General features: G+C 41.8%; 15 protein-coding genes. 1 reads left to right on the top strand and 14 read right to left on the bottom strand.

All coding sequences use genetic code 11. The annotated features are described in order from the left end of the window. Positions 1-131: 131 nt before the first annotated feature. Positions 132-1,415, top strand: a complete 1,284-nt coding sequence (locus tag Q4557_RS13445; protein WP_102439926.1) for a hypothetical protein — start codon at positions 132-134, stop codon at positions 1,413-1,415. Between the two features lie 157 nt (positions 1,416-1,572). Here the strand turns inward: Q4557_RS13445 and Q4557_RS13440 are convergent, their stop codons facing one another. The 14 genes from Q4557_RS13440 to Q4557_RS13375 form a co-directional block, all read right to left on the bottom strand. Then, entirely contained in the window at positions 1,573-2,061 is a 489-nt protein-coding gene (locus tag Q4557_RS13440) for a ClpXP protease specificity-enhancing factor (RefSeq protein ID WP_102439927.1), read from the bottom strand. After that, a complete protein-coding gene (gene sspA, locus Q4557_RS13435; RefSeq protein WP_076539012.1) occupies positions 2,061-2,690 on the bottom strand; it encodes a stringent starvation protein SspA in 630 nt (209 codons plus the stop codon). Before sspA ends, Q4557_RS13440 begins: the two co-directional genes overlap by 1 nt. 93 nt (positions 2,691-2,783) lie before the next feature. Next, positions 2,784-3,488: a cytochrome c1 gene (locus tag Q4557_RS13430; RefSeq protein ID WP_102439928.1), complete on the bottom strand. Its 705-nt coding sequence runs from the start codon at positions 3,486-3,488 to the stop codon at positions 2,784-2,786. Beyond that, a complete protein-coding gene (locus Q4557_RS13425) occupies positions 3,488-4,702 on the bottom strand; it encodes a cytochrome bc complex cytochrome b subunit (RefSeq protein WP_102439929.1) in 1,215 nt (404 codons plus the stop codon). The genes Q4557_RS13430 and Q4557_RS13425 overlap by 1 nt, the downstream gene beginning before the upstream one ends. Next, a complete protein-coding gene (gene petA, locus Q4557_RS13420; RefSeq protein ID WP_076539021.1) occupies positions 4,702-5,292 on the bottom strand; it encodes a ubiquinol-cytochrome c reductase iron-sulfur subunit in 591 nt (196 codons plus the stop codon). Before petA ends, Q4557_RS13425 begins: the two co-directional genes overlap by 1 nt. Positions 5,293-5,707: 415 nt before the next feature. Further along, the gene (hflC, locus tag Q4557_RS13415; RefSeq protein ID WP_102439930.1) at positions 5,708-6,598 is read right to left on the bottom strand and encodes a protease modulator HflC; all 891 of its coding nucleotides are present in this window, start codon (positions 6,596-6,598) and stop codon (positions 5,708-5,710) included. Between the two features lie 3 nt (positions 6,599-6,601). Next, the gene (hflK, locus tag Q4557_RS13410; protein WP_102439931.1) at positions 6,602-7,753 is read right to left on the bottom strand and encodes an FtsH protease activity modulator HflK; all 1,152 of its coding nucleotides are present in this window, start codon (positions 7,751-7,753) and stop codon (positions 6,602-6,604) included. 33 nt (positions 7,754-7,786) lie between these two features. Beyond that, entirely contained in the window at positions 7,787-9,106 is a 1,320-nt protein-coding gene (gene hflX / locus Q4557_RS13405) for a ribosome rescue GTPase HflX (RefSeq protein WP_102520637.1), read from the bottom strand. 19 nt (positions 9,107-9,125) lie between these two features. After that, positions 9,126-9,392 carry an RNA chaperone Hfq gene (hfq, locus tag Q4557_RS13400; protein ID WP_102439933.1) on the bottom strand — a complete coding sequence of 89 codons (267 nt, stop codon included), beginning with the start codon at positions 9,390-9,392 and terminating at the stop codon, positions 9,126-9,128. A gap of 96 nt (positions 9,393-9,488) precedes the next feature. Then, positions 9,489-10,415 (bottom strand): tRNA (adenosine(37)-N6)-dimethylallyltransferase MiaA, encoded by a 927-nt coding sequence (gene miaA, locus Q4557_RS13395; RefSeq protein WP_102475908.1) that lies wholly within the window; start codon positions 10,413-10,415, stop codon positions 9,489-9,491. A gap of 1 nt (position 10,416) precedes the next feature. Further along, entirely contained in the window at positions 10,417-12,342 is a 1,926-nt protein-coding gene (mutL, locus tag Q4557_RS13390; protein ID WP_303413314.1) for a DNA mismatch repair endonuclease MutL, read from the bottom strand. A gap of 3 nt (positions 12,343-12,345) precedes the next feature. Continuing rightward, a complete protein-coding gene (locus Q4557_RS13385; protein ID WP_102520665.1) occupies positions 12,346-13,650 on the bottom strand; it encodes an N-acetylmuramoyl-L-alanine amidase in 1,305 nt (434 codons plus the stop codon). 78 nt (positions 13,651-13,728) lie between these two features. Further along, positions 13,729-14,190, bottom strand: a complete 462-nt coding sequence (tsaE, locus tag Q4557_RS13380; RefSeq protein WP_102439936.1) for a tRNA (adenosine(37)-N6)-threonylcarbamoyltransferase complex ATPase subunit type 1 TsaE — start codon at positions 14,188-14,190, stop codon at positions 13,729-13,731. Between the two features lie 168 nt (positions 14,191-14,358). Continuing rightward, positions 14,359-14,814: a hypothetical protein gene (locus tag Q4557_RS13375; RefSeq protein ID WP_102439937.1), complete on the bottom strand. Its 456-nt coding sequence runs from the start codon at positions 14,812-14,814 to the stop codon at positions 14,359-14,361. Positions 14,815-15,130: the final 316 nt, after the last annotated feature.

The following is a 15,130-nucleotide window of genomic DNA, read 5'->3' as shown; positions in this document are numbered from 1 at the left end:
AATAGCATAGCTTTGCTCAGTGCTTAAGCGTTTAGACCTATCGCTGGTTTTGTTGACTGTAACGTTTAATTGCTAGGTTATACTATAGCTCTATATCAGTGGCTCCTACCGCCATCTTAGGAAGGTAAACTATGGGAATGCAATTTTTAAATACACAAGTTTCAGGAACACAAGTCACACAGGTGGGAAATGTCAGTCTTTATTTTATTGGTGATATTTATGGTCGCTTAGACAAGTTAACCGATTTATTAGCCGAAATTGATTTTGATATCGATGATCCACAATCGAGTATTCAATTTGTTAAGTTAGTTTTTTGTGGCAACTTAATTGCGTCACACCAGCCTGCTCAAACCGATGCAGCCGCTATTGAGCACATCGCCTTACTCAACTTTATAAAACGGCTGGTTGATGAAGGTTATGCTTATTGTTTGCTTGGCATAAATGAGTTTAACGCCATAGGTTGGAGTAAACACCACCCGATCACAGACGAGCCTTTAGTTAGCGCGAGCAAGCTAGCACTCAATTCAGATAGCCTAAGCCAACAAGGCCCCTTTTTCCTATCGTTATTTGATCCCGCTGACGAATCAATTTATCAATGGATAGATTGGTTTATGTCATTGCCACTGTTTTTGGATTTTGGTCATATTCGCGCAGTGCATGCTTGTTGGGATCAACAAACAATCACAGCGTTAGCGCCGTATATAGAGCCAAGTCATGCTTTATCACAGCAATATTGGCCCTGCGCGTTTGATAAAGATCACTCGCTCAATCATGCACTAAATATTATTTTGAATTACCCAACATTTGAGTTAACCGAGCAACACCCTCACTATCTGTTAACAGTTCCGGTAATAGTGGCTCATTATCCCTTAGACAGTTTCCCAGATATTCAAAATGAATACCTGGCTTGTGTTAATTACAACGCAGCGGTTGCCAACTACCCACTCGTGAGTTTTGCTTGGCATCAAGGTCGCAAAAAACAACTTGAGGACGCCTGCGTATCTGATAATGCACAACTCAGCCTTGGCGAGTTTTGTTTTATTGACCAACCCACCCCAGAAGAACAGATTGCCAGTGGTGTTGAAGCATTGTTAGCGATGATGATAAAGCAACTGCCTAAGGTGGATATAAGCCCTGAAGCCTTATGCCAATTTCAACAGCAAGTGGATCTTTGCCTATGGCAAGACTGGGACCCTAGTGAGCAATTTCCTAATGCTCGCTATCGAAATCAGTACCAAACCTTTATCGAACCAATCGCCCAATTAGCATTAGCCATGGATAGCGAGCAGCTCTGTGCTTATCTGGCTATTTTGGCGCGATACCAGCTAGAAATTGAAAATGATAATTTGGAAAACCGTTGTTTAAAAGTCGCTTTCAAACTAACAAGATTAGCAGCCCATGCGCTTAAGCACTAGGACAGTTCAGTGGAGTGGAAGTAAAACTAGCAAGATAAGTTTAAGATGTTACTGAGACTTCAATAGCTGCACACTATGCCACTCAGTAAATAACAGACAATAAAAAACCAGTTACTAATCTAGGACTAATAACTGGTTTTTTTATGATTTGAGCCGACTATTTAACAACCGTTAAATGAGCACGTCCTTTAGTTTTTTCAGAATCACCAGTTGGCTTTTCTTCAGTTGATACAGCAGTGTCAACAGTAGCATCTACGGTCGATTCTACTGTAGAAAATGCTCTTGTAGCAGGTGATAAATCTTCAGATTCATCTTCTGCCATATAAGCATCTTCCATATCAAACACGGTACCAGCACCATTTTCACGGGCATAAATTGCCACGATAGCAGCCATCGGTAAAACGACTTGCTGCGGTACACCACCAAAACGAGCATTAAACTCGACAAATTCATTGGTCATTTGCAAATTTCCCACAGCACCGCCAGCTATGTTAAGTACGATTTGACCGTCTTTAACAAACTCTTGAGGTACTTGAGTCCCTTTCACAAATGCATCCACGACAACATGTGGGGTAAAGTGATTATCCATCAACCACTCATAGTAAGCCCGCAACAAATATGGACGATTAGGGGTAATTGCTTTCATTACATGCCCATGCGCATTTCGCGCTCAACCTCAGTTAACGATGCTTTAAATGATTCACGTTCAAAAATACGTGTCATGTAAGCATGGATATCTTTAGAAGTACGGGCATCAAGGTTAATACCTAGTTCAGGTAAACGCCATAATAGCGGCCCTAAGTAACAATCAGAAAGACCAAATTCTTCGCTCATAAAGTATGGCATTTCAGCAAATACTGGCGCTAAAGCAACCAAGCTATCAGTTAACTCTTTACGAGCAGCATCAGCTTTGTCGCCACGGCGAATACGGGCAACCAATTCATACCAGTCAGTATCAATACGGTGCATCATTAGACGACTTTGTCCGCGAGCAACTGGATATACTGGCATCAATGGTGGATGTGGAAAGCGTTCATCCAGGTATTCCATGATAATGCGAGACTCATACAATACTAATTCACGATCAACTAAAGTCGGAACTGAGTTGTAAGGATTTACGTCAAGTAACTCCTGAGGCTTCTCGCTAGGGTCTACCTGTAATACATCAACAGTTACCCCTTTCTCAGCCAGTACGATACGTACTTGGTGGCTATATAAATCATCGGCACCTGAAAACAGTGTCATGATAGAGCGTTTGTTGGCAGCTACAGCCATTGATATCCTCCAGAAACGGAAAAACAAAACAAACGAGGGGCTAAGCCCCTCGTTTAGAGTATGCGAATAATGTATTTTACCCGTTATTCGTGTCTAGTGCACATCTTTCCAGTATTCTTTCTTCAACAAATAGGCAATGATGAAGAAAAAGAATAGAAATCCGAGTACCCACCAGCCTAAAGCTTCACGTTCAAGCTTCACTGGATCGGCTGAATATACAAGGAAACCGGTGATATCTCGCACCGCTTGATCGTACTCTTCTGCGTTCATAGAGCCACCAGTCGCAACTAGCGTTCCATCTTCTTGTTTTACAGAAATACCTTGTAAATCTTCAAGAACATGGGGCATACCCACCAATGGGAAAACAGTATTGTTTACCCCAAATGGACGACTTTCATCTTTATAAAAGCCTTTAAGGTATGAATAAACCCAATCGGCACCACGCACGCGAGCCACTAAAGTTAAGTCTGGTGGCGCTGCACCAAACCACTTAGCTGCGTCAGCTTCAGGGATAGAGTTTTCCATTAGCTCACCCACTTTAGCATCGGTGAACATATACTTGTTACGCATGTCATCAACTGAAATACCTAAATCTTCAGCAACACGGCCATAGCGTTGGTACTGGGTACTATGACAACCTGAACAGTATTGTTGAAATAAGTCTAAACCACGCTCTAATGACTCATTGTCATGTAGGTTGATTTCCGGATCAGGACTCTTAACAAATTCATTGTTGCCACCAGCCGCTATTGCTAGCGTTGGTAACAATGTAACTAATGCGATTAATAGCTTTTTCATTAGTGCGTCACCCTCGTAGGAACTGGTTTTGTCTTTTCGTTTTTACTGTAAACCCACAGCGCCACGAAGAAGGCAAAATAAGTAAGTGTAAAGATACGCGCTGCAATAGTTAATGTAGGCGTAGCTGGAACCGCACCTAAATAACCTAGGATCAAGAATGAAACGGTAAACTGCGCAATGTTAATCTTATGAACAAGTCCACGATAACGAATCGACTTCACTTTACAGCGATCTAACCAAGGTAATACGAACAGTACCGCAATCGCGAGCCCCATACCGACAACACCTAAAAGCTTGTCAGGAATAGCACGCAAAATTGCATAGAATGGCGTGAAATACCATACTGGAGCGATATGCTCAGGGGTTTTCATTGGGTTAGCCGCTTCAAAGTTTGGCTTTTCAAGGAAGTAACCGCCACCTTCAGGCATAAAGAACAACACGTAACAGAAGACGATTAAGAAACCGGCGACGCCCATGATATCTTTTACTGTGTAATAAGGGTGGAAAGGGATAGCATCAACTGGCCAGCCATTTTCATCTTTATTCTTTTTAACTTCGACACCGTCAGGGTTGTTTGAGCCTACTTCGTGTAAAGCAATCAAGTGAAGGAAAACTAATACAACTAAAACTAGAGGCAGTGCAATAACATGTAATGCAAAGAAACGGTTTAGTGTCGCACCAGAAACAACATAGTCACCACGGATCCACAATGTGAGGTCATCACCAATAAATGGAATCGCACCAAATAATGAGATAATAACCTGTGCACCCCAGTAAGACATTTGTCCCCAAGGTAGCAAGTAACCCATGAAGGCTTCAGCCATTAGCACGAGGAAAATCAACATACCAAATAACCAAAGTAGCTCTCTAGGTTTTTGATAAGAACCGTAGATTAAGCCACGGAACATATGCAGATAAACCACCACGAAGAATGCCGAGGCACCCGTGGAGTGCATATAACGAAGTAACCAGCCGTACTCTACATCACGCATGATGTATTCAACTGAAGCAAAAGCGCCTTCAGCTGTTGGTACGTAGTTCATGGTTAACCAAATGCCCGTTAATAGCTGGTTAACTAAAACAAGTAATGCTAATGAACCAAAGAAATACCAAAAGTTAAAGTTCTTTGGTGTTGGATATTGACCAACATGGCGATTATAGGTCGCCGTCATTGGGATGCGAGCATCAATCCAATCAACGATATTCTTAACCATTATGCAGCTCCTGTGTCGACACCGATGAGTACAGTTCCATCATCGACATATTGATGCGGAGGTACAACTAGGTTCAATGGTGCTGGTACGCCCTGAAATACACGTCCAGCCATATCAAACTTAGAGCCATGACATGGACAGAAGAAACCAGCAGATACACCTTCTACTTGCTCACCAAAGCTATCTGGTAAATAAGTTGGTGAACAACCTAAATGTGTACAAATCCCGACAGCAATAAAGAACTCAGGCTTAATTGAACGTGCAGGATTAGCTGCATACGCGGGCTGTTGTAATTCTTCTGAAGCAGGATCGCGTAATTGACCATCTAATGAACTTAACTCATTTAAAATGGTTTCGGTACGACGAACAACCCATACAGGTTTACCACGCCATTCAACTCGAATTAATTGACCTGGTTCTACTTTACTAATGTTAACTTCTACCGGTGCACCTGCAGCTTTCGCTTTAGCGCTCGGATTCCATGACTTAATAAAAGGCACCGCTACAGCGACGGCACCAGCTCCACCAACTACGGCGGTTGCGGCTGTCAGGAATCTGCGGCGTCCGGTATCGACTGGCGCTTTGCTCATCCACTTATCTCCCAGAGGGTGTTGGAATTCTTATATTTTAATAACTTAGCAACATTAGAATCACTAACGGCTAAATCTATACTTTGAGGCGGGGCTCATTATAGCGAAAAATTAGAACCAGATCATAGTAATTCACACAACTAAGTTACGGGATTTGCGTGTTTTTTTTGCGATGAGCAAAAAATAAGCTACCGATTTGTTCAGTTGTTATGAAGATAAGAACAAACAAAATAGTTAAATTGCTGTAAATAAACAATATTTAATGAAACATACGCTATCTAAATTAGTCACAGCTGATTAATGGTATCAACTGGCAGAAATTCAATTTATTTCGCTGCACAATCTCAAAACGCAAAAAACCCGGTATAAACCGGGTTTTTAATTAACGCTAAATTTCAATTAATGAAATGTTGGCTTATTTACCATCGATAGATTTCATGTATTTGAAGAAATCACTGTCAGGTTCTAAAACCATAACATCACTATTGCCAGCGAAACTCGCCTTGTAAGCTTCAAGACTTCTTAAGAAACCATAAAACTCAGCATCTTTGTTATAAGCATCAGCATAAATCTTCGCAGATAATGCATCACCTTCACCACGAACCGTTAATGCTTTACGTTCTGCTTCAGCCACTTTAACTGTCACGTTAGCATCAATAGTTGCACGGATGATTTCAGATTGCTCTTTACCCTGTGCACGATGCTCTTTTGCTACAGCTTGACGTTCAGCACGCATACGCTGGAAGATACTGCTACTTACGTTGGCAGGTAAGTTGATTTGCTTAACGCGCACATCAACCACATCGATACCAAGATCTTGTGAGCTTTCAGATGCGTTTTCAAGTGCATTAATCTGTAACTCATCACGTTCACCTGAAACAATTTCTTTAATAGTACGACGACCAAACTCTGTGCGTAAGTCATTGTTGATTTTACGCTGTAACAGGCTTTCAGCTGTTGCAACATTACCGCCACCAGTGGACAGGTAAAACTTTTCAAAATCGCTAATACGCCACTTAACATAAGAGTCAACCATAAGGTCTTTTTTCTCTGAAGTAACAAAACGATCTGCAGCGCCATCTAAGGTCTGAATTCGCGCATCTAGATATTTTACTTTATCTATTGCTGGAATTTTAAAGTGTAAACCTGGTGCAAATACACGCGTGACAGGTTGACCTTCAACGTTATCTTTTAAGATCTCACCAAAGCGAGAAACGATAGCACGTTCACCTTCGTTAACGACCATAACAGATGAAAAACCAACACCTAAAATGATTACCAGAACAATCAGTCCTATTCTACCCATGAGTTAGTCCCTCCCTTGGCGTGAACGAGACTCACGAGTCTGACGTCCATCAACTGGCATAGAAGACGTAAGCGAATTATTTGAAGGCGTGTTCACATGCGTTTCAACAACTGGCTCTGCAGGCATAGTTTTAGCTTGATTACCCATCATTTTGTCTAATGGTAAATACATTAAATTACCATTGTTTTTAGTATCAATTAGTACCTTGTTAGTATCTGCCATGACCTCTTGCATCGCATTAAGGTATAAACGTTTACGGGTCACTTCTGGTGCCATTTGATACTCAGGCAAAAGTTTTTCGAAACGAGCAACCTTACCTTGAGCTTCTAAGACTTCACGTTGCTTATACGCGCTAGCCTGTTGCGCCATACGCTCAACCTGACCACGTGCTTTAGGCTCAATTTCACGCGCATAAGCTTCTGCTTCGCGAATGAAACGCTGTTCATCTTCTTGTGCAGAAATAGCATCATCAAATGCATCTTTCACTTCTTCAGGCGGACGCGCTGGTAAGAAGTTGACATCTTGAATTGATAAACCAAGCTTATACGGCTCAAGAATACGCTCAAGTTCAGCCCAAGTATCACGACGAATAGCATCACGACCAGTAGTCAAAATGTCATCCATAGTGTTATGCCCAATCACATAACGAAGCGCACTGTCTGTTGCTTCACTCAAACTCTCATTTGCATCAACTGCACTAAACAAGTAAGAATAAGCATCATCCACTCGATACTGAACATCAAGTTCCACTTTCACTAAGTTTTCATCAGCCGTTAACATGCTGCCTGATGCAGGAATAGAGCGCACTGCTTTAATGTTTACCGGAAACACTTCATCAATAAAAGTTGCTTTCCAATGTAAACCAGGACCAACTTCACCAGAATGCTGACCAAAACGTAAGGTTACGCCTCGCTCTGCCTCTTTAATGGTATAAAAGCCTGAACCACCCCAAATAATTAAACCAATCACCAAAACTACAATAAGGCTCATTGGGTTAAAAGAAGGGCTAGAAGATCCACCTGAACCACCTTTACCACCGCCGAAGCGCTTTGAAAGGTTACGAAATACTTCGTCTAGATCTGGTGGGCCTTTGTCGTTACTGTTTTTGTTTCCCCAAGGGTCTTTTCCCTTGTTACCGGGCTCATTCCAAGCCATTTAGCACTCCATAAGTGGATGAAATAAATGATATTAGCAAATAACGTCTACGTCTGATTCTTCAGAAGAATCCTCAAATATAAACGTCTCTAATTCGCCTTGACTCTGTTTTGTTAATCGGCGCCAATTGGCATCCGATAAACGAACAGACAAAATACAGTTCCCCAGATCGTCGTACTCTTTCTGCTGTATCGCGTCCAGTCGATAAAACTGGCCAAGATAATGTCCAGCCGTAGCTGGAATTTTCAATGTCTGCTCTATAATGACTTCACCGATTAACTCGTTGATAGCCTGCAAGAGCAATTCAAATCCAATTTGTTTTTGTGCAGATACCCAGACTCGCTCTGGCTTACCTTCATCGTCGTAATCGATGCGAGGCACAAAATCTTCCAATAAGTCGATTTTATTACAAACGACCAATTGTGGAATAGTATCTGCTTCAATTTCTTCAAGCACATTTTGAACTTGATCAAAATTCTCCGTCATATTCTCATCAGCACAATCAACAATATGCAATAACAGATCAGCTTGACGTGTTTCTTGCAAGGTTGCTTTAAATGCTGCGACTAAGTCGTGAGGTAAATGACGAATAAACCCAACTGTATCAGCTAAAATAACTGCTCCGTCAGGTAAATTCAATTTACGCAGAGTAGGATCAAGTGTGGCGAACAATTGATCTGCGGCATAAACTTCTGAGGCGGTTAACGCATTAAACAAGGTCGATTTTCCCGCATTGGTGTAACCCACCAATGACACAGTGGATAAGTCACTGCGCTTTCGTGAACGTCGACTTTGTTCACGTTGTTTGTCTACTTTATCAAGTCGGCGATTAATACTTTTAATCCGTCCACGAAGTAAACGTCTATCGGTTTCGAGCTGGGTTTCACCCGGGCCACGCATACCAATACCACCTTTTTGTCTCTCCAAGTGAGTCCAACCACGAATAAGGCGCGTCGACATGTGGCGCAATTGCGCTAGCTCCACTTGCAACTTACCTTCGTGTGTTCTCGCTCTTTGAGCAAAAATATCTAAAATCAGCGTTGTTCTGTCTAACACTCGGCATTGACAGATCTGTTCTAAATTTCTTTCCTGAGCTGGACTCAGTGCATGATTAAAAATCACCACTTTAGCTTCTGTAGCTGCAACCATAGCTGCAAGCTCTTCTACTTTCCCTGACCCAACAAAAAACTTTCGATCTGGTGAACGCCGACTTCCAGTAATAACACCAACAGAGCGTACTCCTGCTGATTCGACTAATAATTGTAACTCTGTAATGTCTTCTCTACGCTCGTCGTCAGAAAAGTCAATGTGAACAAGTACTGCGGTTTCACCCGCTTCATAGCGATCAAACAAGTAGTAAACTCCTTAAATATTATTCTGATGCAGGTGCTTCATCATTTGGGGTATAGCTCTGAGTACCTTGTGCAGCCACATTAAATGGGCGTGCTGGTACAACAGTTGAAATAGCGTGCTTGTAAACCATTTGGCTTACTGTATTTTTTAACAAGATAACGAATTGGTCGAATGACTCAACTTGACCTTGTAGTTTAATACCATTCACTAAATAGATAGAGACTGGTACACGTTCACGACGCAAAGCGTTTAAAAATGGGTCTTGTAAAGATTGCCCCTTAGCCATTTCAATTTCCTTTTTTTATTTTCAAAATAAATTTTTTGAATTTTTGAAGAATGTTTTATTGTTTAGTTTTAGTATTATACAGCAACAGCTAATTAGCTAGCTAGAATGTTGCATAAGTGTAACTAAATTTCCTTCGGCGCCACTTTCAAGCCAATGTAACTCGGGCCAACTTCTTAACCATGTTAATTGACGTTTGGCTAATTGCCTAGTGGCAGCGGTGCCTTTTTCTATTAAAGTCTCGTAGTCAAATTCACCATCGAGGTACTGCCAACACTGTCGGTAGCCGACACAACGCATAGATGGCATATCTAAATGTAAGTCTTTGCGATCTTTTAATCGTTGAACTTCGTCGATAAAACCATTTTGCATCATTAGTTTAAATCTTTTTGCGATCAATTCATGTAATACTTTTCTCTCATGTGGCGCTATCGCAAATTGCATCACATCATAGGGTAACGGCGCTGACTTTGTTGCCGTTAGCTCAGTCATCGATTTACCCGTAATTCTGTATACTTCTAGAGCGCGAGATAGCCGCTGGGGATCATTAGGATGAATTCTTGCCCCTGCTGTGGCATCAACTTGGCAAAGTTGTTGATGTAATGCATCCCAACCTTGCTCTTCTGCCTCTTGCATAATTTGCGCTCTGATCTGCTCATCTGCAGCAGGTAACGGTGACAAGCCTTCAAGCAATGCCTTAAAGTACATCATAGTCCCCCCTACCAATAAAGGGGTCTTACCACGATTAATTATATCTTCTATTTCAATTAATGCATCGCGACGAAAATCTGCCGCAGAGTAACTTTCACTGGGGTCGAGAATGTCAATTAAACGATGAGGCGCTAAGGCTAGCTCATCGGCATCAGGTTTGGCTGAGCCAATATCCATTTGACGATAGATTAATGCCGAATCAACAGAGATAATTTCACAATTATGCTGCTGGGCCATTTCAATTGCTAAAGCCGTTTTTCCTGAAGCGGTTGGCCCCATTAAAAACAATACTTTGGGCTGTTTGAGTTGGTTCACATTAATTCTCTTCTAACCAGGATTGCCATGGCAATGATTTCGCCTTTGATAACTGCATTTGCTGCTGCTCTGCGGTTAATTGGCTATATTGAAGCCACACTTCAGCTGCGGCTGAAAAATGATTTGCTTGCTGTTTTGCCATCCACAACGCCAACGCTTCATCCGATGGCTGCTCTAATTTAATCCAATCTAATAATTCTGGGATCAACACAGCTAATTGGGTATCTCTGAGATATGGGGGCACATTCTTAATTATCAACTGTTGGTAGCGGATTGAAAGGGTTAATCCTAACCTACGTAATAACTGCTCTCGCTCTTCAAGGATAATTTTCCAGTCAACATCGGCTTCAATTGAAACCGGCATTAATAATGGCTGACCCACAAGCCCTGTTGTTATTTTAGTCTGTATCTCTAATTTTGTAACAAAAATAGAAACTTGCGCGATATCAACTAATAAAATCTGCAGACCTGTAACCATCACCCAGAAGCGACCATCAACAATAGACGGCATAGTGATATGCGCAGACAGATTTGTCTCATTAATTTGCGTTAATGAAGAATTTCCAGCTTGGGTTTGCAGTAATTGTCCATAATTAGCGATAGCCGTTGGGGTTATTTCTACCGTGTCAGCTGTTCTACCACCGCTATAGGGATTATTGCCACTGCTTGTAGCTCCTGTGCTTCCGGTAGCTGCATTATGCTGTGGTTGATGGCTTTGGTGTTGATAGCCCTGCGCTGGCACCGACATGCTGCCAAAGCGGCTGCTCGATAACTCTCTAGGTTGATGTAATTGAGTGGCAGATCCCCGACTTTGCGGCATGTCTTGACTTACTTGCTGCCAATTGCTTATTTCTGCCTCTGATGAATGACCAATTTCCTCGCCAATACCAGTTTGCGCGCCTGTAGGTTTGTTAGCTATACCGAGATCTAATTCAGGTATTTGCGCTAAAACAGACTGCAATGCCTGTAAAATAAAGTCATGCACTAATCGGCTTTGATGAAAACGCACTTCATGCTTTGCTGGATGTACATTGACATCAACCTGATGCGGATCCAGCTCAAGCATCAACACATAACCCGGTTGATGCTGAACTTGAAACTGACCAAATGCCTGCTTTACCGCATGGTTAACTAATCGGTCTCGCACTAAACGGCCATTGACATAAAAATAGCAGCTATCAGTCGGTTGTAAGTCATTTGGTGACTGCAAATAACCCGATAATATCAAGCCATCATGCTGGCATTCTAGGTGCAGAGCATGCTCGGCAAAAGCCCGACCACAAATTTTCCCAAGACGCTGTTTGTATTGAATTTCAGTATTGGCCGCTCGATATTGACGCGCCAACTTACCATTATGGGTTAAGGTAAAATGCACATCGGTTCTGGCGATGGCAATGCGTTTTAACCATTCATCAATATGGGTGAATTCGGTTTTATCACTTTTCAAAAAGCGTCGTCTGGCAGGGGTATTAAAGAATAAATCCACCACTTCAATGGTAGTGCCCTTAGGGTGCGCAGCGGGCGTCACTTTAACGTCCATTTGCGAGCCTGCAGCGTAGGCTTGCCACGCTTCAGTTTGCTCAGCAGGTTTTGATGTTAGGCTTAAACGGGAGACAGAGCTAATACTGGCTAAGGCCTCGCCTCTAAAACCAAAACTTAAAATGGCTTCTAAGTCATCAAGGGAGTGTACTTTTGAGGTCGCGTGACGAGATAAGGCTAAGGCTAACTCTTCTTTTGAAATGCCTTTACCATTGTCCCTAATTTTAATGAGCTTACTGCCACCTTTGTCGATTTCGATATCCACCCGGGTTGCGCCAGCATCAAGGCTATTTTCAACCAACTCTTTAACTACAGATGCAGGACGCTCAACCACTTCGCCGGCAGCAATTTGGTTCGCAAGCTGTGGTGGTAAAATTTGAATAGCCATAATTTACGCTCTTGGAATAACCAGCTTTTGGCCTATCCGTAGGACATCTGATTTAAGGTTGTTGGTTTTTCGAATACTGGCTATGCTGACTTTATATCGCTGGGCAATAACCGATAAAGATTCGCCACTTCTTACTGTATGCTTAGTGTTACTCTGTTTAGCCAATAAGGTGCCTGAAGGTGGGTTAGCGGCAAAATATTTCAGCACACCTTTATGGATCGCATTAGCTAACTTTTGTTGATGGTTACCATTTAACAATAACCCTTCTTCTCTAGGGTTAGAGATAAAACCAGTTTCCACCAAAATAGAGGGAATATCAGTCGACTTTAAAACAGCAAAGCTCGCATGCTCTGGTTTACTCTTATGTAGTTTAGTCACTTTACCTAAACCTGATAATACATCACTGGCAATATGATGACTTTCAGCCAGAGAATGGTCCATCGACATATCGATTAGGGTCATCACAAGATACTGTTCACTATCGGAGTTTTGAATTATGTCTCCAACGCCACCTAATAGCTCGGAATGCTTTTCTTTATCCTCAAATACGCGACCAATTTCGGTATTGGCACGGCGCTTTGATAATACCCATACCGATGCCCCATTAGGTTGTGGTGACGTAAATGCATCTGCATGAATAGAAATCAGTAAATCAGCTCGACTATTTCTAGCCAGTTCCGAGCGTTGATTTAAATTGACAAAATAATCGCCAGTGCGGGTCATCACCGCTTTCATTCCTGGTGTTTTATTAATTTCTCGTGCAAGACGTTTGGAGATCTCAAGTACAATCTTTTTCTCATAGGTGCCTTTGGGGCCGATTGAACCAGGATCTTCGCCGCCATGGCCTGCATCGATAGCGACAATCACATCGGTAGAGCGCTTGCTAGTGTGCACCACCGACTGTACCGCTGCACTTTTACTGGCAGAGTTATCTAAATCGACCACTAAACGATTACCGTAAGGGGCTGTCGGTGTCAGGGCAAACAAATTCGGCTTTGCTGGTGAGTTTAAATCAAGCACCACACGTAAAGTGCCTTTTTTGGGAGGGGAACTAATACGCACTTTTTTGATCAACTTGCTGTCTTTAGCAATATCAGCAAGCTTCACATTGGTTGAAGCTTGTTTTAAGTCGATAACCAAACGCTGGGGGTTTGTTAGCACAAAATAGCTATAATCAGGTGCCGAAGACAAATCAAATACCACTCGGGTTGATTGCGGGGCATCCCAAATTCGCACACTTTCAAGTTTATTAGCTGCAACCTGTAAGGAGCAGAATAATAAACATATGAAGATTATAAATCGTGTCATTTTTTCTAGGGTCATTATTATTTTAGTTAATTGACTTATGCTTACTAGCGTTTGTTTTTAAAGCTTATTATGAACTAATTAGTTATAAAGCTTAGCGACAAGCTGATTACCAGCTCCTGTCATGCCAGTGAGCTCCACCTGTCGTTGCTCTCCGTCATAGCTTAAATGAATGGCAACATCGGCTTCAGGTAATAAGCCATGCCCTCTATCTGGCCACTCGATAATACTAATAGTGTTATCAGTAAAGTAATCGCGGATCCCCATAAATTCAAGCTCTTCAGGATCAAGCAAACGATATAAGTCAAAATGATAAATTTGCATTCCCTTGAGCTCATAGGGCTCAACTAGGGTATAGGTTGGACTCTTTACATTGCCATCATGACCTAAACTTTGGATCAAACCACGGCTTAAGGTGGTTTTACCTGCACCGAGATCACCAGTTAAATAAATCACTAATGGGGCTGAAACCCACAAAGATAATTCAACACCAAGATCAATCGTTGCTTGCTCATCTTTAAGATATTTTTTAATCGAAGTCATGTTAACTTACCAGCACTTGGGAGATTAATCATATAAAACTGCAATATAGCTGAGAATACTAACCTCTTAGCCTATTGCGCTATTTGATGGCCTAAAAAAATAAAGCCAGCTTGATAGCTGGCTCTATATATAAATATTAACATAAAATTGACGCTGGAAAACCGGATTTTAGATATCTTCCATCCGTAATGCGCTATGTACCATACGTTTCTGCTGGGTTTTCTCCACACGAACTAAATCTAATAAAGCATCTTTGATTTCAGTGACCTCAGTGCTGTTAGCGGTTTTTTCTAAAAAACCAATCAAACGGTTTTCTAAATCAAGATGCATCTCGAGTACATCATCTTCACTCATATTGGCTGCTAGAGTCGAGTCTTGGCAGCGTTTTTCAAAGTCTTCGAAGGTGATGTCTTTATACCAAGTTTCAAGCATACGCTTTGGTGCTTCATCAATATAATTTTCAATACTGTCATGCACATGCTGTTGGTGTTGCTGTAGATATTCCAACATCATTTTTACTCTTGTAGAGTCTGCATTGCGGTGTAGTCGGCCATAAAGCTGACCCATGTCTAAGCGTGACTTGGCAATGAACTCAAGCACTTCACTTAATTGTTGGATACGCATAATAAACACTCCATCTGTCACCGCCCTTTGGCGGTCAGTAAAAATAAGATTGTAAAAGCTTGTATTTATTATGGTTGAAAAAAAGTTGAGAATATTTGAGCGAGTTCATATTTTGCATATAAAAAACAAGTAATTTAGCAACAATGAAACAACACCCAGCTACAGCACCCTAAACAATGCATAAATATTGTGCAAGCGGGGGGGGGGGGGGGGAAACCCCAACATTTTTAACCCCAGGCTAAAAAGCCCCCCCCGGGTGGTTAAAAAAAACGGGTTACAAAATATTCCCAAAACCGTGCCAAAAAAAAAGGTAAAC

Origin of the sequence: Shewanella sp. 5_MG-2023 (assembly GCF_030547465.1) — a bacterium.
Classification (GTDB): Bacteria; Pseudomonadota; Gammaproteobacteria; order Enterobacterales; family Shewanellaceae; genus Shewanella.
Note: the sequence above shows the minus strand (reverse complement) of the source record. Positions and strands in the feature narration are given on the sequence as shown.